Source organism: Guptibacillus sedimenti (assembly GCF_028610665.1).
GTDB lineage: Bacteria > Bacillota > Bacilli > Bacillales > Guptibacillaceae > Guptibacillus > Guptibacillus sedimenti.
Window position 1 is genome coordinate 1 of sequence record NZ_JAQQWV010000006.1, and the last position, 22771, is coordinate 22771.

General features: G+C 39.8%; 23 protein-coding genes, 1 rRNA gene and 1 pseudogene. 19 read left to right on the plus strand and 6 right to left on the minus strand.

Annotated elements, in window-relative coordinates; all coding sequences use genetic code 11:
* Window positions 1-137 precede the first annotated feature (137 nt).
* The 8 genes from rrf (at window position 138) to PQ578_RS19005 (ending at window position 9087) form a co-directional block, all read left to right on the plus strand.
* Window positions 138-254 (plus strand): 5S ribosomal RNA (rrf, locus tag PQ578_RS18970).
* A 273-nt stretch (window positions 255-527) separates the two neighbouring features.
* Window positions 528-1940, plus strand: coding sequence for a cryptochrome/photolyase family protein (locus PQ578_RS18975; protein ID WP_273836042.1), 1413 nt, complete (start codon window positions 528-530; stop codon window positions 1938-1940).
* 103 nt (window positions 1941-2043) lie between these two features.
* Complete coding sequence (locus PQ578_RS18980) at window positions 2044-3534, plus strand: spore germination protein (RefSeq protein ID WP_273836043.1); 1491 nt, start codon at window positions 2044-2046, stop codon at window positions 3532-3534.
* Between the two features lie 12 nt (window positions 3535-3546).
* Window positions 3547-4635 (plus strand): GerAB/ArcD/ProY family transporter, encoded by a 1089-nt coding sequence (locus PQ578_RS18985; protein ID WP_273836045.1) that lies wholly within the window; start codon window positions 3547-3549, stop codon window positions 4633-4635.
* Complete coding sequence (locus tag PQ578_RS18990) at window positions 4632-5696, plus strand: Ger(x)C family spore germination protein (protein WP_273836047.1); 1065 nt, start codon at window positions 4632-4634, stop codon at window positions 5694-5696. The genes PQ578_RS18985 and PQ578_RS18990 overlap by 4 nt, the downstream gene beginning before the upstream one ends.
* A gap of 137 nt (window positions 5697-5833) precedes the next feature.
* Window positions 5834-7345 (plus strand): histidine ammonia-lyase, encoded by a 1512-nt coding sequence (gene hutH, locus PQ578_RS18995; protein ID WP_273836050.1) that lies wholly within the window; start codon window positions 5834-5836, stop codon window positions 7343-7345.
* Window positions 7346-7417: 72 nt separating this feature from the next.
* Window positions 7418-7912 carry an Lrp/AsnC family transcriptional regulator gene (locus PQ578_RS19000; protein ID WP_159781296.1) on the plus strand — a complete coding sequence of 165 codons (495 nt, stop codon included), beginning with the start codon at window positions 7418-7420 and terminating at the stop codon, window positions 7910-7912.
* Window positions 7909-9087 (plus strand): aminotransferase, encoded by a 1179-nt coding sequence (locus PQ578_RS19005; protein WP_273836052.1) that lies wholly within the window; start codon window positions 7909-7911, stop codon window positions 9085-9087. The genes PQ578_RS19000 and PQ578_RS19005 overlap by 4 nt, the downstream gene beginning before the upstream one ends.
* Window positions 9088-9125: 38 nt before the next feature.
* Here PQ578_RS19005 and PQ578_RS19010 read toward each other — a convergent pair whose 3' ends face one another.
* Window positions 9126-9362 carry a hypothetical protein gene (locus PQ578_RS19010; protein WP_273836055.1) on the minus strand — a complete coding sequence of 79 codons (237 nt, stop codon included), beginning with the start codon at window positions 9360-9362 and terminating at the stop codon, window positions 9126-9128.
* Between the two features lie 252 nt (window positions 9363-9614).
* Between PQ578_RS19010 and queD the strand changes: the two genes are divergently transcribed.
* From queD to queC, 3 genes are read left to right on the plus strand one after another with little or no spacing between them, the layout of a single operon-like run.
* Entirely contained in the window at window positions 9615-10091 is a 477-nt protein-coding gene (queD, locus tag PQ578_RS19015) for a 6-carboxytetrahydropterin synthase QueD (protein WP_224598065.1), read from the plus strand.
* Window positions 10084-10812: a 7-carboxy-7-deazaguanine synthase QueE gene (locus PQ578_RS19020; RefSeq protein ID WP_273836056.1), complete on the plus strand. Its 729-nt coding sequence runs from the start codon at window positions 10084-10086 to the stop codon at window positions 10810-10812. The genes queD and PQ578_RS19020 overlap by 8 nt, the downstream gene beginning before the upstream one ends.
* Before the next feature lies 1 nt (window position 10813).
* A complete protein-coding gene (gene queC, locus PQ578_RS19025; RefSeq protein ID WP_273836057.1) occupies window positions 10814-11488 on the plus strand; it encodes a 7-cyano-7-deazaguanine synthase QueC in 675 nt (224 codons plus the stop codon).
* A 166-nt stretch (window positions 11489-11654) separates the two neighbouring features.
* Here queC and PQ578_RS19030 read toward each other — a convergent pair whose 3' ends face one another.
* Window positions 11655-12740, minus strand: coding sequence for a citrate synthase/methylcitrate synthase (locus PQ578_RS19030; protein WP_273836060.1), 1086 nt, complete (start codon window positions 12738-12740; stop codon window positions 11655-11657).
* A gap of 116 nt (window positions 12741-12856) precedes the next feature.
* On the opposite strand from PQ578_RS19030, the gene PQ578_RS19035 reads away from it, so the two are divergent.
* The gene (locus PQ578_RS19035) at window positions 12857-13735 is read left to right on the plus strand and encodes a LysR family transcriptional regulator (protein ID WP_273836062.1); all 879 of its coding nucleotides are present in this window, start codon (window positions 12857-12859) and stop codon (window positions 13733-13735) included.
* 145 nt (window positions 13736-13880) lie between these two features.
* On the opposite strand, the gene PQ578_RS19040 is transcribed toward PQ578_RS19035, so the two are convergent.
* Window positions 13881-14285: a hypothetical protein gene (locus tag PQ578_RS19040; protein ID WP_273836064.1), complete on the minus strand. Its 405-nt coding sequence runs from the start codon at window positions 14283-14285 to the stop codon at window positions 13881-13883.
* Window positions 14286-14396: 111 nt separating this feature from the next.
* On the opposite strand from PQ578_RS19040, the gene PQ578_RS19045 reads away from it, so the two are divergent.
* Window positions 14397-15233 carry an SPL family radical SAM protein gene (locus PQ578_RS19045; RefSeq protein ID WP_273836066.1) on the plus strand — a complete coding sequence of 279 codons (837 nt, stop codon included), beginning with the start codon at window positions 14397-14399 and terminating at the stop codon, window positions 15231-15233.
* 78 nt (window positions 15234-15311) lie between these two features.
* On the opposite strand, the gene PQ578_RS19050 is transcribed toward PQ578_RS19045, so the two are convergent.
* The 3 genes and pseudogenes from PQ578_RS19050 to PQ578_RS22565 all read right to left on the minus strand — a co-directional run.
* Entirely contained in the window at window positions 15312-16475 is a 1164-nt protein-coding gene (locus PQ578_RS19050) for a S1C family serine protease (RefSeq protein ID WP_273836069.1), read from the minus strand.
* A gap of 23 nt (window positions 16476-16498) precedes the next feature.
* Entirely contained in the window at window positions 16499-17527 is a 1029-nt protein-coding gene (locus tag PQ578_RS19055; protein WP_273836072.1) for a hypothetical protein, read from the minus strand.
* 63 nt (window positions 17528-17590) lie between these two features.
* Window positions 17591-17656 (minus strand): annotated as a pseudogene (locus PQ578_RS22565) (zinc-ribbon domain-containing protein); the annotation flags it as partial.
* Window positions 17657-18322: 666 nt separating this feature from the next.
* Here PQ578_RS22565 and PQ578_RS19060 point away from each other — a divergent pair.
* The 6 genes from PQ578_RS19060 to PQ578_RS19085 all read left to right on the plus strand — a co-directional run bounded on the left by PQ578_RS19060 (window position 18323) and on the right by PQ578_RS19085 (window position 22587).
* Complete coding sequence (locus tag PQ578_RS19060; RefSeq protein WP_273836074.1) at window positions 18323-18907, plus strand: TetR/AcrR family transcriptional regulator; 585 nt, start codon at window positions 18323-18325, stop codon at window positions 18905-18907.
* Window position 18908: 1 nt separating this feature from the next.
* Window positions 18909-19232: a DMT family transporter gene (locus PQ578_RS19065; protein WP_273836076.1), complete on the plus strand. Its 324-nt coding sequence runs from the start codon at window positions 18909-18911 to the stop codon at window positions 19230-19232.
* A 12-nt stretch (window positions 19233-19244) separates the two neighbouring features.
* Window positions 19245-19562, plus strand: a complete 318-nt coding sequence (locus tag PQ578_RS19070) for a DMT family transporter (protein ID WP_160920218.1) — start codon at window positions 19245-19247, stop codon at window positions 19560-19562.
* Between the two features lie 56 nt (window positions 19563-19618).
* Window positions 19619-19747, plus strand: coding sequence for an RAxF-45 family protein (locus PQ578_RS19075; RefSeq protein WP_273836078.1), 129 nt, complete (start codon window positions 19619-19621; stop codon window positions 19745-19747).
* Between the two features lie 186 nt (window positions 19748-19933).
* Window positions 19934-21787: a ribosomal protection-like ABC-F family protein gene (gene abc-f / locus PQ578_RS19080; RefSeq protein WP_273836079.1), complete on the plus strand. Its 1854-nt coding sequence runs from the start codon at window positions 19934-19936 to the stop codon at window positions 21785-21787.
* Entirely contained in the window at window positions 21784-22587 is an 804-nt protein-coding gene (locus PQ578_RS19085) for an AAC(3) family N-acetyltransferase (protein WP_273836081.1), read from the plus strand. The genes abc-f and PQ578_RS19085 overlap by 4 nt, the downstream gene beginning before the upstream one ends.
* The last annotated feature ends 184 nt before the right edge of the window (window positions 22588-22771 follow it).

A 22771-nucleotide genomic window follows, 5' to 3' on the forward strand; every position in this document is an offset into this window, starting at 1 on the left:
TGGAGGCTTTTGAATCAGACGCGCTTTTTGCGTCAGAATCAAAAGGTGAAACGATCGAGGATTTGGCTTACGTAGCTGGACACATTATTGGAATACGTTGTGCGTGCTATCTAGTTTTCAGGGAATACCCTGTAAAGTCTAGTGACGATGGCGAAGAGGTCACACCCGTTCCCATGCCGAACACGGAAGTTAAGCTCTTCAGCGCCGATGGTAGTTGGGGGATCTCCCCCTGCAAGAGTAGGACGTCGCTGGGCAATGATGAAAGGCGAGAGACCAAACAGTTTCTCGCTTTTTTGTATGGTTTTATAGATGTTTCACTAGCTCAAAGCCCTCATTCATAACGTTCGCGGAATTATCATGCGAAAGTGCGGAATAAATTCAACTATCGCGGAATTAATAACTACTTTCCACTTATTGCCCTCATATATCACGCCCAAAGAATTAACCTTAACCTAATCATCCTTCTAACACATTAAAACTATCAACAACTCTTCACTCAACTTAAAATAAGAGAAGAGGTGAAGAATATGAGTAAAACCGTTATTGTCTGGTTTCGTCGGGATTTTCGTTTAAGCGATCATACTGCTCTTGAAAAGGCAATTTCCTATTGCGAAGAAAACGATGCAGAATGGATGGGAATTTTTCAATTAGATCCACATTTCACGGAAAACATTGATCTTCATCATGATTATTTTTTTCAAACGGTAGCACAGTTTCAAAATAGGTGCCAAAAAGAAAATATCCCTTTCCAAATTGTTTATGGTCATCCGATTGATGTATTTGAAAAAGTAACAGACACCTTAGACGTGAAAGCCGTCTTCTTTAATGAAGACAAAGCAGGTTACGGTGCACGTCGTGATGAAGAAGTTTGTGATTGGTTAAAGGAAAAAGAAATCGAATATCATTTTTATCAAGATTATTATTTACACGGCGCACAAGATGTAAGAAAGCAAGATGATACGATGTACAAAGTCTTTACACCATACTATAAACAATGGCGCACATTGAAGAAACCACAAGTGATCCAGATTGATTTAAAGAAAGTTAAGAATTATGCTCTCAAGATCAGTCATTCTCTTAATTCCGATAAAGAATTTAAAAACGTATTAGAACAGTGTGAGCGTGATTGGAAAGCGATTGGAGAAAAGAGTGCCCATCAGCGTGCAAAGCGTTTTGTGAAAGAAAGATTAAAGGATTATGATCATCATCGTGATATACCTTCACTCGTTGGGACAAGCAAATTATCTCCATACTTAAAAACGGGCACACTTTCTGTTCGAACACTTTTTCATATGGTAGCAGAAAACGATAATAAAGGGGCAGAAACGTTTATCCAGGAACTTGCCTGGCGGGATTTTTATGGAATGGTTCATGAAGAATTTCCTGAATTTCGAGAGCGTGAGTTTCAAACAAAATACCAAGGGATTCCATGGAATGACGATAATGATAGATTAAACAGTTGGAAAAAGGGAGAAACTGGTTTTCCAATTGTTGATGCTGGGATGAGACAATTAAATCAAGAGGGATGGATGCATAATCGACTCAGAATGATCACTGCCTCCTTTCTTACTAAAGACTACCTTATTGATTGGAGACGTGGTGAACGTTATTTCGAAGAAAAGCTTATTGATTATGATGAGTCTTCTAACACTGGAGGGTGGCAATGGGCTTCTTCCACCGGTACGGATGCCGTTCCATATTTTCGGATTTTTAATCCTACGACACAAGCAGAGCGATTTGACCCGGAGGGGACTTATATTCGAAAGTACGTTCCAGAATTAAAGAACGTGCCGAAAAAATATATTCATCAACCGTCAAAAATGAGTGAGGAAGAACAAAAAGAGAGTAAATGTGTGATTGGACAAGATTATCCTCACCCAACTGTCGATCATAAAGAACAGCGTCAAAAGGTACTCAGTGTTTATAAGGAAAGAACTTAACGAGATCAGGTGCTTCTTAGCATTTGATCTTTTTTGTGGGATAAGGCAATCAGAACTGTGCATGCTAATCGGAAGAGACTGTAACGTACGGAGATGATTACTTTTGAAATGGTTTAAGCGAGGTGCATCTGAAAAACCGAGTACATTAGAAGAAATGGTCAAGGATCTGAAGCAATCAATCGATTTTGTTTCGTATGAGAACAAAGAGAGTGATCAGCCTTATCGTTTAATCTACTTTGCCTCTCTTATTGATCCTGAGCAGTTACATCGTGATATTTTACCCGTAATAAAAGAGTGCGAATCGAAATCGCTCGAAGATTTAAAAGGCATCCTTCCTATAGAGAATATTGAAATACAATCTAAACTGTCACTTATCCAGGAACGTCTATTAGAAGGACATGTCGCTATTCAACTTTCAAGGGGTCAAAAAGTACTTTTAGTCAACATCAGTTTGCGTAAATCAAGAGATCTCTCTGCACCAGAAATTGAATTTAGTGTAATGGGACCAAAAGAGGGATTAGTAGAGGATCTTCATACAAATATGAATTTAATAAGGCGCAGAATTCCTCATCCCAGGTTAAGGATGAAGGAGATTACTGTCGGAACGGTCAGTAAAACAAAGGTAGTCGTTGCTTTTATAGAGGGTGTTGCGAGTGAGCAGAATATCAATACAGTTATGCAGCGTCTAGAAGATCTTGATTTTGACATAATCTCTGATTCTTCTTTTATTGGGCAAATGTTAGAAGATAACTCGTTTTCGGTTTTTCCGCAAATGATTGACACTGAGCGAACGGATCGAATTACGGGTCATATGAATTTTGGTGCTTTTGCAATCTTAACAGAAGGATCTTCTAATGCTTTAATTGGTCCAATCAACTTTGGTCAATTGTTGGTTTCATTTGAAGATTATTATCTAGGTTGGAATATTGCTTCGTTTTTTCGTATTGTGCGAATGATTGCGATCGTAGCCTCCATTATTGCAACCCCTTTGTACGTTGCGGTATTAACGTATCATTATGAGTTATTTCCATCTAAACTATTAGCAACATTAATTTCTTCAAGAAGTGACATACCATTTTCACCAGTCATTGAGGTTTTTTTTCTAGAAGTGACGATTGATTTATTACGTGAGGCTGGGGCAAGAATGCCAACAAAAGTTGGTCAAACCCTTGGTATCGTTGGTGGTATTGTCATTGGAACGGCTGCAGTAGAAGCTTCCCTTACAAGTAATATTCTTCTAATATTAGTTGCGTTGTCAGCGCTAGCATCTTTTACAACGCCTGTTTACCGTATGACAAACACCATTCGGTTTTTGCGCTATCCTTTAATTGTTTTCGCTCAATTCCTAGGGTTGATTGGTGTTGCGTTGTTTGGCTTATTTATTTTGACACATATGATCCGGTTAACGTCATTTGGAAATCCATATCTGGCACCGTTATATCCGCCAAGAATAAAAGATTGGTATGACTCTTTCTTCCGTTTACCTTATGTGATGCAAAAAAACAGGTTTCAATTTTTTCGAGGAAACCAATCAACGCGTTTTGAGGATAAGAAGAAAAAATCAAAGCATTCGTTGGACTTTGATGAGCAGTAGAGGGTGAGTTGTATGGAACAAAAACGAAATGATCTTCTAATTTCTCCTTTCCTCATTATGTTTATTATTCATAGTAATCAGGTGGGCGTCGGGATATTAGGCTTTCCGAGGTATATTGCGGCTTATACAGGGAATGACGCCTGGATCGTTGTCATTATAACGGGTGCCATTTTTCATGTGTTTATATGGATGATGTACCGTATCCTTAGTGATGGTGCGTTTGATATTATTGACCTTCACAATAAATGGTTTGGTAAATGGATAGGCGCTATATTTAACCTTACTCTCATGATGTACCTGCTGTTAGGTACGATTGTCATTTTACGCACATTTATCGAAGTAATTCAGGCGTGGATGTTTCCTGAGTTAGCGACATGGATCCCAGTGGCGATCTATCTTTTGTTAACGTATTACGTCCTAGCAGGAGGGTTTCGTACTGTTGCAGGTATTTGTTTTTTTGGTGTTTTAATTCCGATGTGGTTGGTATTTACGGCAACGGCTCCAATCAAGTTTTCGACATTTAGTAATTTACTGCCGATCATGGATCATTCGTTAAAAGAAATTGCTCTTGGAACAAGGCAAATGACACTTAGTTTTGTAGGCATTGATATTTTATTACTCGCATACCCCTTCTTAAAAAATCCGAAAAGCTCTCGGATATGGGCTCATATGGGCGTGCTATTAACGACTTTGATTTATACGATGGTGATGGTCGTTTCGTTAGCTTTTTATAGTGAGGGTCAACTTCAACAGTCAATATGGTCTACATTAATTGCGTGGAAAGTGGTAGAGCTTCCTTTCGTTGAGCGCTTTGAGTACATCGGAATTACCTTCTGGTGTTTTGTTGTTTTTCCAAACATTTGTCTCACCATGTGGGGAGCGAGTCGTGTGGGGAAAAAAGTTCTTCATATAAAACAGAAACACTTTGTCTTTATTCTTATTGCATTTGTATTTACTGCATGTGTGTTGATTGTTAATCGCGATCAAGTTGATTATCTCAATACTTTAACTTCTACGATCGGGACGTATGTGTATTACTTTTATATCCCATTTATTTTCCTATATAGTATGATTTGGAGAAGGGTGAAAAGGCGAGTATGAAATACGTATGTAGCTTATTGATGTTCTGTGTGCTCCTGACGGGGTGTGTGGCGGAAGAAATTATTGATGAAGTTCCCATTCTGTTTATTGTAGGATATGACCAGGGAGAAGATGGAAAGATAAAAGGAACGATCTCCCTACAAACGTTTGATCCCAATCAAGAGGTAGAAACGAGAGCTTTTGAAGCGGAAGCTTATACGAGTAAAGGGCTTCGGAATCAATTAAGTGGACTTCCTAAGCCAATTTCGATTGGAAAAATGGCTGTTTTGCTATTTAGTGAAGATATGGCGGAGGAAGGAATTATTGATATTCTAGATAGTTTCTTGAGGGATCCTGCAGCAGGCCGATTGATTTATATAGGGGTTGTAGAGGGAAGTGCAAGTGAATTAATAAAAAATGAATTTCAATATTTGCAAGGAATCGGTCCATTTTTACAGAATCTTATTAAGCAATCAGTGGAGTATGGGAATATGCCAGAAAATAATATTCATTTATTCGATTACAAATATTATGGTGATGGAATGGATCCCGTTACTCCTATTCTGAGGATGGAAGAAACGGAGGTTAAAATTAAAGGTCTTGCTTTGTTTGATGATGATAAAATGGTAGGTAAGCTTAACCTAGATGAAATGTTTATATTTGCTTTGATTAATAAAAGTTTCAGCGCAGGGTTATATGAATTAGAGCTTCCTGATGGCGAGTACGCAAACTTACAAAAAATAAAATCAAAGGTAAAATATAAAGTAGAAAACGGGAATACAGACCCTTCACTAAACATATCAGTTAAGTTAAATGGCAATATAGTAGAATATACCGGTGAAAAGTTAACAAAGGAAAAGAAGACAGAAATCGCACAAACATTCGAAAAGAAAGTAGAAGCGCAGGGACTTGATATGATCAGTCAATTTCAAAAGTTAGGAATTGATCCTTTCTCCATCGGTGACCATGCCCGAAGTCAAACAAGAAACTTTGATTTTAAAAAATGGGATGAACGTTATCCGGATCTCCCTGTTACGATTGATGTAAAAGTGAATATTGGAGAATCAGGTATCATTGACTAAGGAAGGGTGTTGAAGGCCCATGAGCAATTACACCAATTCGAGTGATAGCAAAAACCGTTTTAAAAATCGATTCGATTTTTAAAACGGTTTTTTTCATGGACCTTTACTTAGATAATAAGGTAGAGGAGTGGGCGAATATGATTCTTCTAGATGGCAATCGTTTATCACTTGCGCAATTAAGAGAACTTTTATATAACGGTGAACGAGCTGATTGTTCATATAAAAGCTTACAGAGGGTGGATGAGAGTAGAGAAGCAGTAGAAACAATCGTGGCGAATGGCAAAACGGTGTATGGTATTACGACTGGATTTGGTAAGTTAAGCGATGTTCATATCTCTTCTTCAGATGTTGATCAGCTACAGTTAAATCTTATTTATTCCCATGCGTGCGGAGTAGGAGATCCGTTTCCACCGATTGTTTCAAAAGCGATGCTGTTGCTTCGTGCAAATGCTTTGCTAAAAGGCTTTTCTGGTATCAGACGTGAAGTCATTGAACGCCTGATTTTGTATGCGAATGAGGATATTCTTCCCGTCGTTCCCCAACAGGGTTCGCTCGGGGCTAGTGGTGATCTTGCTCCGTTAGCTCATCTCGCCTTGCCGTTACTAGGAGAAGGAGAAGTATTTTACCGGGGAAAACGCGAAAAAGCGATCGTTCCGTTAAAGGTGAAAGGAATTCAACCAATACAATTAACAGCAAAAGAAGGTCTCGCCTTAATTAATGGTACTCAAGCAATGACGGCTATGGGAGCTGTTACTTATCTAGAAGCCGAGAAACTTGCCTATGAAGCCGATGGTATTTCAGCGCTAACATTAGAGGGATTACGAGCAATAACAGATGCTTTTGATGAAAGAATCCACTTGGTAAGAGGATATCCCGAGCAAATGGATGTAGCAAGAAGGTTAAGAAAACTGTTAAAAGGCAGTCGACTAACGACTAAACAGGGTGAAGTTAGGGTGCAAGACGCTTACTCTATTCGCTGTATCCCTCAAGTTCACGGTGCGTCCTGGCAGGCGCTGGGTTATGTGAAAGAAAAGCTCGAAATCGAGATGAATGCGGCAACAGATAACCCACTTATTTTTGATGGAGGGGCGAAAGTTCTATCTGGGGGGAATTTTCATGGTCAGCCAATCGCACTGGCGATGGACTTTCTTTCCATTGCTATGGCTGAGTTTGGAAGTATCTCAGAACGACGCATTGAGCGGCTTGTTAATCCGCAATTAAATGATTTACCTGCATTTCTAAGTCCAGAGCCGGGGCTCCAATCAGGTGCTATGATCATGCAATATGCGGCTGCTTCCCTTGTCTCAGAGAATAAAACGTTAGCACATCCTGCTTCAGTTGATTCGATCCCCTCTTCAGCCAATCAAGAGGATCATGTTAGTATGGGAACGATTGGAGCTCGTCATGCATCGCAAATTACGACAAACGTTAGAAGGATTCTTGCCATTGAAGCCATTTGCGCCATGCAGGGGATTGCATACCGAGGTGAGGACCAACTCTCTCCTCAAACGAAACGAATTTACCAGGCGGGAAGACAGATTGTTAAAATAATTGATTGTGATCGTATATTTTCATATGATATTGAGCGTTTCACAGAGTGGTTGAAAAACGAGAATGAGATTACGAATATTGTGCTAGGATTAAAGTAGGTTTGAGTGAAATGAAATAAAGCAATAAGAATGATATAGTAGATGAAATAGATACAATCAGGGGGCCTTTCCATGAATGAAAAAGAAATCGAAATTCTTGAGATTTTAGAAGAAAATGCGCGTATTCCAATGGATGTGCTAGCCGATATGGTTGAATTGTCGGTTGAAGAAGTAGAGAAAACAATCAAGAGACTTGAAGAGCAAAACATTATTTTGAATTATTCGTCTGTCATCAATTGGGATAAGACTTCTGGAGTAGATGGAGTTGCAGCCATGATAGATGTGAAAGTAACACCGAAACGAGACGTTGGCTTTGATGAAATCGCTGAACGAATTTATCGTTTTCCAGAAGTGAAAGCTGTTTACCTGATGTCAGGCGCCTTCGATTTATCTGTACAGATCGAAGGTAAAACAATGAAAGAAGTGGCCTTTTTTGTCTCAAATAAGCTATCGACGCTCGATTCAGTTCTTTCGACAACAACGCATTTTCTGCTAAAGAAATATAAACATGACGGTGTCATCTTTGAACCTGAAAAGAAAGATAAGCGGATTGTGGTGTCGCCATGAAGCATGTTCAACAGCACTATGTGTCAAAAACCGCTTCGCAATTAAAACCATCAGGCATTCGAAAGTTCTTCGACCTTGCATCACAAATGGATAACGTTATTTCACTTGGTGTTGGCGAGCCTGATTTTGTGACACCGTGGAATGTATGTGAAGCTGGCTATGCTTCACTTGAAAGCGGTTATACGGCTTATACGGCAAATGCAGGGTTACTTGAGTTAAGAGAAGAAATTTCTTCGTATCTGTCAGAGCAATTTTCACTCAATTATTCAGCTGAATCTCAAATCATTTTAACGGTAGGAGCAAGTCAGGCGATTGATTTGGCTTTTCGAGCGGTGATAGATCCAGGCGACGAAGTTATTATTGTCGAACCTGGTTTTGTCGCCTATGCTCCAGCTGTCACGCTCGCAGGGGGTACGCCTGTTTCCTTAGAGACAAAGGCAGAAGATGAGTTTAAAATCACTCGTGAATCGCTTGAGAAGGTGATAACGAAGCGGACAAAAGCCATTCTTCTTTGTTTTCCGAGCAATCCAACAGGTGCAACGATGTCTGAAGCAGAACTGAAGAGCGTAACAGACGTAATTGAAAAACATGATCTTCTCGTATTATCGGATGAGATTTATGCGGAATTAACTTACGATGAAACGCACTACAGTATTGCACGTGTCAATGGCATGAGGGAGCGTACGATTCTAATTTCTGGTTTCTCAAAAGCTTTTGCGATGACTGGGTGGAGACTAGGTTATTTGACCGGTCCTGAAGAAATTATTTCGGCCATGTTGAAGATTCATCAATACACGATGATGTGTGCGCCCACAATTGCACAGCATGGGGCACTTGAAGCGTTGAAAAGTGGGAGAGAAGATCTCGAGCGAATGAAAAAGAGCTACCGTCAGCGAAGGAATTTCCTCGTGAAATCATTTAATAATATCGGTCTTTCTTGTCATATGCCAGGTGGTGCATTCTATGCGTTCCCATCCATACAGGCAACTGGAATGACGTCTGATGAATTCGCTGAAAAGCTATTAGAAGAAGAGCGGGTTGCCGTTGTTCCAGGGCACGTCTTTGGTGCCGGTGGCGAAGGATATGTTCGCTGTTCATACGCAACATCCATTGATTCTTTGCAAGAAGCGGTTAAGCGAATTGAACGTTTCATGAAACGTCGTCAACGAGCATAATTAAGAACGCCGTCCATCACTTTGGACGGCGTTATGTATTAATAGGATGTTGGATCATCTTTACTCATTGTGATACCAGAAGATGATTGTTTTGCCAACAGCTGACGCAGCAATTCATTTTTCTCCTGATCTGATGCGTTCTTTCGCTTCATAAAGCTCATGGTCTTAAAAATAAAGACAATCGTTAAAACAATGATAAATAAAAGAATGGCGACATAAAGAAAACCAAAAAGACCAAAAAGCACACCAAAACCTTCCATTCCACTCTCAGACATTTTCATTCACCTCCTTTTTCATTTGTATATTTTACCACTTTCACATCAAAGTGAAACCTCTTCAAAGGGAGAAGGGAAACACTCGCCTTTTCTTAACAGACGTGGTGTGATATTATTATCAAGTTGGAGAGTTCGTAATTCCCTCCTCTCGTAAAACAAAACTAGGGACCGTGAAAATGATAGCCCAAATCTCTGAATGGAGTTGGGGTTTTTCATGCGTCTCCCTTACTGAATAATGAAGGGGGCTTTTTTATGTCTTTTATGATTCCAAAGAAGGTTGAAGTACTTGGAGAAGATATTCAGAAAAGCGAATTAAAATATCATCATAAACGGGTAGCCGTTACGAAGGAATTTACTTTTGATGCCGCTCATCACCTGCATTGCTATGATGGCAAGTGCAAAAGCATGCATGGGCATACGTATAAATTAGTGATCACGATCAGTGGATATGTTAATGACATTGGTATATCAGTTGATTTTGGTGAGATTAAAACATTATTTAAAGAAGTGATTGATTCGAAGTTAGATCACCGTTATTTGAATGACGTCCTTCCAAACATGAACACAACAGCTGAAAATATGATTGTCTGGATGTGGGAACAGTTGGATCAGGCCCTCACAGAACGCAAGATGAAAGATCTTGGTCAGCGCATCGAGGAACTGGTTCTTTACGAGACACCAACAAGCTACGCAACGCTGAAGCGGGAATGGATGGAAGACAATGAATAAATGGGATCTACCAGAACAATCCGAATACATGCAGTGGGAATTACCGATGGTTGAGGTGTTTGAGACAGTAGAAGGAGAGGGAACGCGAGCGGGTTTTCCAACCGTTTTTGTACGCGTCTTTCACTGTAACCTACGCTGTAGCTGGTGTGATACGCCGTATAGCTATGCTCCGGATAAAGCAGAATACACAGGATCTATTGCCTCGATTATTGATCAAATTAAGCAATATAAGAGTCGTCATATTTGTTTTACAGGTGGAGAACCACTGATCCATCGTGAAAAATCGATGGCGCTCCTTCAAGCCATGGTGGATCTACCGCATATTGAAGATATACACATTGAAACGAACGGGGCGATAGATCTCACTCCGTATGAAGCCGTTCGAAGAGACGATAGAGCGTGGCAAGAGAAAGTTCGATTTGTGATGGACTATAAGCTTCCTGATTCTGGTGAGCAGCATCGTATGCTTCATGAGAACTTTACACTGCTTGATACGCAGGATGAAGTCAAATTTGTGATTGGGTCTGATGAAGATTTCACTGTCGCTAGTGAGGTTGTTGCAGAAAATCATCAAAAAGGCCAGGTCCTGTATAGTCCAGTTTGGGAAACGATGCCGCCACATAAGCTCGTTGATAAAATTCTAGAAGCCGGATTGAGTCAAGTGAAGCTAAGTATGCAGCTTCATAAGATTATTTGGGATCCGAATCGAAGAGGTGTGTAAGATGAGTAAAAAAGCAGTAATCGTTTTAAGCGGTGGTTTAGACAGCACAACATGTATGGGAATGGCAAAGGAAAAAGGGTATGAGCTTTACCCGATTACGTTTCACTATGGTCAAAAGCATAACCGCGAAGTCGAGCAGGCCAAAAAAGTAGCGGACTATTACAATGCACCTGATCATCGCATTGTGAACATTAGTTTTCTAAATCAAATTGGTGGTAGTGCCCTCACGGATGATTCAATTGATGTACCGACAGATATGGATGAAGATGAGATCCCCGTAACTTACGTGCCTGCACGTAACATGATCTTTCTTTCCCTTGCATCTGCTTACGCAGAAGTAATTGGTGCAGAAGCCATCTATATCGGCGTATCGGCCGTTGACTACAGTGGTTATCCTGATTGTCGACCTGAGTTCATTGAAAGCATGAATGAAACAGTTAACTTAGCTACAAAAGCAGGGGCAACAGGTAGTGAGATGAAGATTGAGACACCGCTAATTAATTTGACGAAAGCTGAAACGGTTAGCGAAGGGCTAAGATTGAACGTTCCTTATGAATTAACAACATCTTGCTACAATGGTGAAGAAGAAGCGTGCGGCGAGTGCGATAGCTGCCGTTTGCGTTTGAAAGGTTTTGAAGAGGCTGGAGCGGTTGATCCGATTCCATATAAAGTTTAATTCATAGTAGAAAAGCTGCCTGTCGGGTGATCCCGACAGGCAGCTTTTTGGGGTTTGGCCAATAAAGTTGAGATATAGCCAATATACACATCATTTAGCAATAAGCTTCTTGGAGATGGCTTGATTCGACAAATAGCGCGGGTGACAGGCACCCGCACCTCGATCATCACTCCGGCATATTCCCGCTATAAACAGAGGATGGACGAATAATTCGGTTATTTTCATTTTGCTCATAAACGTGAGCAATCCAGCCAGCGGTTCTTGCTGCTGTAAATGTCGGCGTAAATAGCTCTGTAGGAAGCTCAATAGCTCTTAAGATCGCTGCGGCATAATATTCCACATTCGCATATAGTTTTCGATCAGGTTTGTACTCCTGTAAAAGGCGTACAGCAGTTTCTTCTACTTCGTGTGCTAATTGAAACTCTTCATCATCATAAAAGTCTGATGTGATTTCGCTTAAAGCGGCAGCACGGGGGTCTCGGGTTTTATAGACGCGATGACCAAAGCCCATAAGCTTCTCGCGATTTTCAAGTTTGTGCCGTAATACTTTCTCAACGTCTCCATCTCGCTTAATTTCGTCTAACAAATCAATTACACCAGTTGGAGCGCCGCCATGAAGTGGTCCTTTCATAGCACCAATCGCTCCCGTGATAGCCGATGCCAGGTCACTTTCAGTTGAAGCAATCACGCGTGCTGTGAAAGTAGACGCATTTAGACCATGCTCCATAGTTAAAATAAAATACGCTGTTAATGCTTTCACATGATTGTCCTGAGGTTGCTTACCTGTGAGCATGTATAAATAATTCCCTACATGAGAAAGAGATAAGTCTGGTTCAATGATCGGTAATCCTTTTTGAGTCCGATAGCGATAAGCAATGATTGTCGGAACGATGCTCAGTAATTGAATGCCCTGTTCTTGCGTTGCAGGAAACTGAAACGATTGATTACCGATGGAAGACAATACAGTTCGAACAACACTCATCATTTCCATATTGTCTGGTAAACGATTGATAATTTCTTTATAACTTGTCGATAAAACTCTTGCTTCACCAAGTGATGAAGTAAAAGCATTTAGTTGCTTAGCATCAGGAAACACGCCATTCCATAGAAAATAAGTGGCTTCTTCAAATGACTTTTCTTTTGCGATGTGTTTAGCCCATTCTCCTCGATAGACGAGCCATCCATTCTCTCCGTCCACAAGGCTGATCTTGGAATCAGCTGCAACGATTCCTTCTAAACCTGCATGAATCATATGCTCAACTCCATTCTGTTCGTCTTGTTTTTAGTCTATCGTTTCGTTATGATTATGACTAATAAATTATTAACTTATAATTAATAGCGATTCGTAATCAATAGGAGTGCAATAAGATGAACATCAATTGGATTAAAACGTTTGTTGCGGCAGCAAGTTACGAAAATTTTAGAGAGACCGCTGAGAAACTATATCTTGCCCAACCAACTGTAACGGTTCATATTCAACAGCTCGAGAAACAGATTGGTAGTAAGTTGTTTATGAAAAGTGGACGTCGGGTTGTACTTTCTGAAGCAGGAAGGCAGTTTTTACCTCATGCGAAGGAAATGATGGAGCAGTATGAGCAAAGCTTACGTCATATGAATGGCTGGCGACAGGGGTACCATCACAAATTAGCGCTCGCTGTATCTCCATTGATTGCAGCAACCGTTCTTCCAAGTGTGCTACAGCAATTTATGAAAGCTTATCCATCGATAGAAGTTGTTGTAAAAGTGAGTGAATCGAATGAGATTGGAGGGATGGTGGCTAGAAATGTTGCAGATTTCGGGCTATCTCGCATGCAATCGGTAGAGACCCATCTAAAGTGCGAGCAAATTGGAGCTGATCCGATTGTGCTTGTAGTCCCACATGATGGTGGCGATGCTGAAACGAGTCTGCCGCTTTCGCTAAATGATTTTTGTACACAGTTAACGTTATTAACACATAATCACCCTGATTATTGGGATGATTTATTAGTTGAGTTAAGATCGAAATACGAAGGCATTCGGACGATGGTTGTCTCACAAGTTCATATTACAAAAAGGTTTATTGAGGAAGGACTGGGATATTCCTTTCTACCTCGTTCTTCTGTCCAACGAGAACTTTTTGAAGGGAGGATGCTACAAGTAGATACGAGAGAAATTAGACTACCTGAGGTTCACACGTATCTGGTCTACCACCATTTATCGAATGAAGCTGTGAAATTCAAAGAATTTATCGAACGAAATCTCCAATGAAAAAGCCCGATCAGCGTCCTGATCGGGCTTGCCTCTTATTTTCCGAGTGTGAAATAAGAGTGTGGGATAGGTGCGTGAGTATAGATCCTAAAGGCTAGCTTACACGCTTTCCTAGTATGTGTTAATTTAACTAAACTATGCGTGATTAGTAAGAAGTAAGTCCCCAAATTTTCCACTCTTTCTTTTCTTTTGTAGCAAAAAGATGCATTCTTACAGGGAGTTGCGCTGATTTTTTTGTGATAAGCACGTCAATTAAAAAGGTGTGGTCTGCCACTTTTTTCTTACAGGCTTTCAAAGCAGGTTTATAATAGTGAGACGTTTTCTTTAAAGGAGAAATGCTTACAATTTGCCACGTTTTCGTGTCCTGGTTTGTAGCCATAAGTCCTGATAGGAGTGAGTTCGCTTTAGAAGGAAGTCCTTCCTTGGAATTTACCTCACTTAAAATTGGGGTTGGACACTTTCCTTGAAGAAGCTGTACCGGACTAGCTGCGTTCGAAGACATTGGTAAGAGAAAGAAAATAACAAGTGTAGCGCTAATGTATCGGTTCAAGATGCATTCCACCTTTCTCTGCTTACAGTGTCCAGAATAAATAAATGTATGCAGCGTGATCGAATGTATGTTCGGTTTATGCTATACTTAATGTGAAGGGAGGGAGAAGAATTGAAACCTTCAATTGAATCGAAAACAGCTCGATCGATCTTAACCAAAGGCACTGGGTTTCTTCATGGGTATAGTCATACACTTAATCCTTACGCTGGATGTGCGTTTGGGTGTTCGTATTGCTACGTTAGAAGAATGCCGATATCCCTTTTTAGAGAAGAAGATTGGGGAGCCTGGGTAGATATAAAAGAAAATGCAACTGATCTTGTGAAGAAAGAAATTCCGAAAGCACGTAAAAAGGGTAGGGTATCGATATTTATGTCTTCTTCCACAGATCCTTATCAACCAGTGGAACATAAAACGCATTTAACGAGAGGGTTGTTAGAGGCGATGATCGAAGAAAGTCCTGACTTTTTGTTTCTTCAAACCCGGTCTCCACTCGTTACAAGAGATATCGACCTTTTGAAGCAATACAAGAATAAAATCCTTGTCAGTATGACAGTAGAAACAGATCTTGAGTCAATTCGCAAAATCTTTGCTCCGTCAGCACCACCGATACATGCAAGGTTAAAAGCGATTCAACAATTACGCTCTGAAGGCATACCAGTACAAGCTGCTGTCGCACCACTTCTACCATGCTCAGAGCAATTCCCACTAAAGTTAGCTGAAGTAACGGATCGACTTACACTAGATGACTTTTTTATGGGAGATGGAAGTGGGGGTAAACGAACGGAGCAGCTTGGGATTCGAAAATTATTTGAGGAAAATGGTTTGAATGATTGGTATGATCGGGAGGCGTACTTGAAAATAAAACGTCGACTACAAGAGGTTTTCTCTGAAAACGCGATTTATATTTCTCAAGAAGGTTTTTATCCCCCAAAAGGCAGCGATTGTTAAATGGATTTGAACATAAATTAACACAAAAGGTTAGAAGTAATTCTTCTAACCTTTTGTGTGGTGACGCTATTTTAATCTTTACTTTAATTTCTGAGCATTTCCATTTAGAATTTTTAACTGGTCATTTTCATAACCGACTTGATAGGTAACATTATAGAGTGAGGTCGTCGTTTTTTTATCTTCAGTTCGTTCATTAGCATTAATTGTTGCCGTTACTTTTACTTCGTCATTGGTTTGATTTAAGCTACCGGTCATATTCGAAACTTCAACATTGAGAGTATGGATGTAACCCTTGCGAAAATCTTCATAAACCATCTCGCTTTGCCAGCGGCTTCCAAGCAGTGAGTAGGCTGTTACATAGTCTTGAGTGGATAGACTTTCATAAAAGTAACCAATGAGATAAGTAGCATTATTTTTAAAATCTTCTCCCGTCAGTCCTTGAGGTGTAGCTACTTCTTCTTTACTTTCATCATCGACTGTTAGTTTAATCGGTTCATCAGACCAGCCTTTGATTTGGTCGATGACGTTTGGAAGTGGAATGCTAAACCCAATGGCGCCTGAATCTGTACCTGCAGAATTGATCGCAATGGCTTCACCTGTAGTAGCATCGATAAGAGGGCCACCACTGTTTCCTTTTGTAATAGGTGCGGATATTTGATAAATGTGTTCATAGCGATAAGGCTCTAAAATAAACTCTCGATCTAAACCGCTAACAATCCCAGTTGTTACAGTGTTTTGTAGCCCGAGAGGACTTCCAAGAGCGATGATGTTATCGCCAACTTCTGCCATGCGTTCCTCAGCAACTGAAAGCGGGGTATTCTCTTTTAGTCCAGGTACGCGTATGACCGCTACATCAGTTGTATCTCCCATACCAATAATTTGGGCCTCGAATTGTTTAGCGTCGGACGTTTTAACTGTAATCTTTTGTGCTCCTTTAACTACATGAGCATTCGTAATGACGTCACCTTCCGAATTGTAGAGGAAGCCAGAGCCTGAAGATGACCCGTCTTTTAAATTAACCTCAATCTGGACGACGCTTTTTTGTGTTTCATGAATCACGGATTTTAAATTTGGTTCTTCAGCTGTCTTTTCTGATGTATCTGTTTTCTTACCGAGAGAAGAAGTTGCTTTAACGGCCGAACTAGAGTAGGAATCATGTAAAAAATAAAAACCTATGCCTCCGATAACTAGAATGAAAAGAGAACTAGTCAGGGATAGTAGTAAAGATAATTTCTTAGACATCCGTTGTTACATACTCCTTTCAGTTAATCCAAATACCATGTAAAGTGATCAATTTGTACAGTAAACTCATCAAGATTCTCCACCTCATCACCAACATCATAGATCATAAAATCAAATTTTCCTGTATCGTCAGGATAAAGTTTGTCGGGATTAATATACACTTCACCTTGATCAAATTCGTTTCCATCTCCGTCGATTACCTTATAGGATGCTCCAATCGAGTTTACCGGAACGGTAGCTTTGCTTGTCACTTGACCAGTTACTTTTAATTCGTCGTAATCGGTTATTTCCGTTTTTAAATCGGTTAGTTCAATTGCACTCGTTCGGTTCATTTCTTCTTCTTTTGCAGCAACCACCATCGCATGTTCAATGCGCTTTTGTTGTTCCTCTTCAAAAGAATTTCGTCTTTTTTCAATGACGGTCTTCAGGTTTAATAATTTTTCATGGTCTTTATTAATCTGTAAACCTTTTTCAACGGCGTTGAGTGCTTCTGTAAAGTGATTTTCTTCTAAAAATTGATTCGCTTCATTAATTGTAAAGTCTATTAGCTGACTGCGAATTTGACTAGCAATTTCCTGCGCCTCCTCAACCTGTAACGTTTCTGCTCTCGTCAAAACAGGTTTCAATTCATCAATCGATTTTTTTCCTTTCATATCATACTTTAACTCAGCAACCATGACAGTTGTTCGAGCGGAGGCGATATTATTCTGTAAATGAGAGGAAACCTTTCCATTATAAGCAGCTGTTGTATCCTCAGCTTGTCGAATGAGTTCGAGTGCTTCATCGTAGTGGTCCTGCTGTCTTTCTTTTTCAGCCTGATTAAGCGTATCTTCGACGGTAAGTGCGGTGGCAACTATATTTCTATTCACTTCCGCTGCTGGGAAATGACTTCTGTTTTTTTGGGCTTCTTTAAATTGTTCTTGAGCTGCTTCAAAATCGCCTTTCTTCGCCAACTCTTCTCCTTTTTCAAATGAGCGAATCGCTGCTTGCGTTACCGATTCTTCATAAAGATAATAGCCTGAAAGGGAGATAGCGAGGATAAGGAAAATCATCAATGGTAACCAACGCCACAAAATGAAAATTATTGGGTTGGATCTTGTCTGCAAAATCAGTTCTTTTCCGCAGGAGAAGCAGAATTGTTCATTTTGGCCTCTCTTTTTTCCACAATGTGGACAATACATTCTTATTCCACCTGCTTTCAATCTCAATCACTAGTTATATTTTGACACATTTTATTGAAGAGGGAAATATCTTTCAAAGGGTTGTTGGTGAATTGAAATATAAAGCAATTTTCACGCAAATTTTGCTCTTTATCCTTTAACAAAGCACTTTGTGTCTCGCTATTCAATACTAAAGACATGATTTTATCGAAGTGAATAAAATTGAGTGAATAGTCGCGGGTCTATAATCCTGATATCTTGTGAAATTAGTCGTTTCATACGTTCGTCCCGTGTTTTAGGGTCCTGTTCACACCATATATCCTTTGATAAGATGATCTCAAGACCCCCTTTCAAATATTCCGTTACCAGGAAGACCGGCATTCGCCGGTCCTTTTTTTTGTGGTGGTTCGTGAAAGCAAACAAGCGAAGGGTCTGATGTAGGTGAGGGAAACAACTTTTATTTTTCAGGAAAGTTATTCTTTTTTGAAACCTCATTCCATGCAGTATCGTCTAATAGTTGAAAACCCTTATTCCCTTAGATGTAGCTACCGAGATCTCATTCTGGTAGCTGCTTTTTTTAGGTTCATTGCAAAAATGAAAAGGAATTGGTATAATAACTAACGAACGGTAGGTAGAGCCCTGCGTTTTATTTTTTCTTGTAAACTAACGATCGGTAGGTAATGTGAAATGAAAAAAGATTCAACTCAAGATCGCATTAAAGAGGTTGCACTGATTTTATTTGCTCGTAATGGGTTTGAAGGAACTTCCCTATCAGAAATCGCTTCAGGTGTGGGAATAAAGAAGCCTTCTCTTTATGCACATTATAAGAGTAAGGAAGATCTCTTTTTAGCTGTCATCCATAAAGTATCCGTTGATTACAATGCGTTTTTTATAAAGACTGCAGAAGAATTAAGCGATCGGATTCCAGAAGATCAGCTTTATTATCTGCTTCACAAAAACACAAGTTATTTAAGAAATGATGAGTTGGGTCTGATCTTTAAACGAATGATGCTGTTTCCACCTGAATCGTTAAGATCAGACATATACGCTATGTTTGAAAAAACAGAAGATGTAATGAGACAGGTGATTCAATCAATCCTTGTACAGATGGTCCGTGAAGAGGAGTGGGAACAGGTTTTTGATGCTTATTTATGTCTACTTGATGGGGTGTTTGAACAGGTTTTCTATTATTCACCTGAAGAGCATAAAAAACGTCTGGAAAATTCGTGGTCGGCTTTTATTAAAGGTGTTTATAGTAGGGAGGAGAATTAGCATGGCATGGATTTATCTTGTAATAGGTGGTCTGATGGAAGTTTTATGGGCTATTGGTTTAAAATATTCCGATGGATTTACGAATCCAATGATTAGTTTGTTAACAATTTTAGGAATTGTAACGAGTTTTTACTTTTTTGCGAGAGCGCTAAAGTATTTACCTGTGGGTACGGCCTATGCCATTTTTACTGGACTTGGAGCCGCAGGAACAGCGGTCATTGGCATGATGTTTTTAAATGAATCAATTAGTTTAATGAAAATCTTTTTTATCATATTGCTCATTTCTTCCATTATTGGCTTAAAGCTAAATGCGAAGGAAGCATAGGAGGAGTATACAATGGCATGGATTGCATTATTAATCGCTGGGCTTGGTGAAGTTGGCGGTGTTATTAGTTTAAAGTTATCTGAAGGGTTTACTAAATTAAAACCATCTATTTTTACGATCTTATTCGGATCGATGAGCTTTTTTATGTTGTCCTTATCTTTGAAGGCATTGCCAGTAGGTACGGCTTATGCCATTTGGACGGGAATCGGTTCAGCGGGAAGTGTTTTAATTGGGATGTACTGGTTTAAGGAACCAAGGAACCGGATGCAATTAGTGTTAATATCCTGTGTTGTCATATCAGTTGTAGGGCTTCGAATAGCAGAGGGTTGATTTTGTCAGATAGTTCAGATAGAATAGAATTATTAATTAGAGGAGGTGAGGAAGAGATGTCTAACGCTTTTGTTCGTACGGAATTTATGGATTATGTATCGATTTGCCGTGCGATTTTTCATGAAGTTGTTATTGAAGGGACAAGTGTGTCCAAATTCAGCAACTTCATAAGAAAAAAAGCGTAAGGCTCTCTTACCCTGCTTCAGGCGGAATGGATAAATTAACAGATAAGGGAGCGGCAATTTGCCGTTCTCTTTTTTCTTTAAGTACGAGGCTTCATATTGGATTAAAGATGATAAATTCCAGATTAAACCACAGGTAAGGTGTAACCTTATTTGTGGTTTTTTTTGTTTGTAGAAAGGATGATAAACATGATATGTACTGCGCAAGGAATTAGTAAAATGCTTGGTGGAAATGGCTTGTTTGAGGATCTTTCATTTGAAGTGATGGAGAATGATAGAGTTGGAATCGTAGGTAGGAACGGAAGTGGAAAAACGACTCTTTTAAAACTTATAGCGGGAATTGAATCAACCGATCATGGGGTTATTCATTATAAGAAGGGGACAAAAGTTGGTTATTTAGCGCAAATTGCGAGTGATTCTGAGTTAACAGTTAAGGAAGTTCTTAGAAAAGCTTTCACTAACCTTATTACAATGCAAGAGCGAATGAGCGAACTCGAATCGGAAATGGGGAGAGGGGATGAGAATGATCGCACGTTAAAGAAATATGGACAATTGCTTGAGGTTTTTACAAGAAAAGGGGGATATGAAATTGATTCGTCTATACACCATGTCGCAAATGGACTTGGGATCAAGGACCTTCTTTCTACATCTTTTGATCGACTGAGCGGTGGCGAGAAGACGAAAGTAAGTCTTGGTATGTTATTGCTTCAAGAACCTGAATTATTGTTACTAGATGAGCCAACCAATCATTTGGACGTGGAAGCAGTGGAATGGCTGGAGACGTTTATGCAGCAATATAAGGGTACGATTGTCATTGTTTCGCATGATCGCTATTTTCTTGATGAAGTTGTAACGAAAATAATGGACCTGGAAGATGGTGAATTACATGTTTATCAGGGGAACTACAGTGGTTTTGTAGAAAAGAAAGAAAAAATGTTGCTAGCTGAATTTGCTGCTTATCAAGAGCAACAAAAGAAAATGAAGAAAATGAGAGAAGCGATTAAACGATTAAAAGAATGGGCAAATCAAGCGAATCCACCGAATGCTGCGCTTCACAAACGGGCAAGGAATATGGAAAGAGCGCTTGAGCGCATAGATAAAATCAAGCGACCTCTTCTAGAACGAAGAAAAATGGGGTTGGAATTCGATTTGAATGAGAGAAGCGGGAAAGATGTCGTTCGTTTTGAGGATGTTTCAATTGGTTATCAAGGAGGATCATTAGTAAAGAATAGTAACTTGCATATTCGTTACGGGGAACGGGTGGCGATAGTAGGGAAAAATGGAAGTGGGAAAACAACGCTATTGAAAGCGCTACTTGGCTCTATTCCGCCTCAGGATGGAAAGGTTAGCATAAGTGGAAGCGTAAAAGTCGGTTATCTGTCTCAACATGTTCTGAAAGAAAGTGAAGAAAAGAGATTTATTGATGTGTATCGGGATACTGCAAAGGTTTCTGAATCGGATGCAAGGCATGAGTTAGCCAGCTTTCTCTTCTATGGTTACAGCGTTTTTTCGAAAGTATCATCATTAAGCGGTGGTGAGAAAATGCGACTGCGATTGGCCCAGTTAATGAGTCAGAAACTGAACTTGTTAGTACTTGATGAGCCAACAAATCATCTGGATATTGACTCGAGAGAAATAGTAGAAGATGCACTCGACAAATTTACAGGAACCATTATTTGTGTCTCTCATGATCGCTATTTTTTAAATAAATGTTTTCCGGTAACGTACTGGATAGAAAATAATCATCTCCACCACTATATTTATCCTTACAGTGATGCGAAACAGAAGCACCTTGAAACCTTGCAGCAGGAAAAAGATTCTACGGTTAAAAAGAAGAAGACTAAAACGGATCCGGTGGAAATGGAGGTAGGACTTGATGCAGAAGCAGAAGTCGAAAAACTCGAGGCACGTCTCTTTGAAATTGATCAGCAAATGAGCGTGACGAATTGCAGAAGAGAATATCAGGATTTATCTGTTGAGAAAGAAAAGCTAAGTTTAAAACGAGAACAATTATATGAAATGTTAATGGGGGAAGAGAGATGACGGAGAAAAAAGCGATTCATACGGTTTGTATGCCACACACAGTCAGTAGTCTTGTCGTGGACTTTCGGGAGTTAGGGATAAAGGAAGGGATGACTTTAATTGTGCATACCTCACTTAGTTCACTTGGGTGGGTGTGCGGAGGAGGAGAAGCTGTTATTCAAGCGCTTATGGAAACGGTTGGAGAAGAGGGGACGCTTGTCATGCCTGCTCAATCGGCCGGTAATTCGGATCCGGCAGAATGGATGGCACCCCCCGTACCTGAGTCATGGTGGCCAGTTATTCGTGAGAATATGCCGGCATTCTCACGCGAAACAACAGCAACAAGAGGTATGGGGGCGATTGCGGAGCTTTTTAGACGATATCCGGGAGTTGTAAGAAGTAATCATCCAATGTACTCTTTTACAGCTTGGGGGAAGAATAGAGAGTACGTGACGGAGCATCAACCGCTACAAGCAGGATTTGGAGAAACCTCTCCGCTAGCTAAAATTTACGAGCTAAATGGAAAAATTCTATTCATAGGTGTTGGTCATGAGAGCAATACCTCTCTTCATTTATCTGAGCATGCGAAAAAAAATCAAGTATACGTTACAAAATCAGCTGCGCTGTTGGAGAATGGTGAGAGAGTTTGGAAAACCTACAACGAAATCGACTACGATTCAGATTGTTTTGCGAAGATTGGATATGAATTTGAGGAAATTGAAAATTATCAAACAATGAAAATCGGTGGTGCTGTCTGTAAATTATTTGATCAGAGGAAGGTGGTCGACTTTGGACGGAAATGGTGTGCAGAACATTTTTAATAGCCGTTTTAATATGATAACAGTTTAACTAAATGACTTTTCTCTATTCGTACAATTGCCTCATTAGGTAAATAGTACTTTAGGAGTATAGGTGTTGGAACTAAAATGATACAAGTACTTTAACTGATTTAATAAAAAGGACTTCTTTCGAGAGGTCTTTTTTTATTATCACGTAACTATGCAG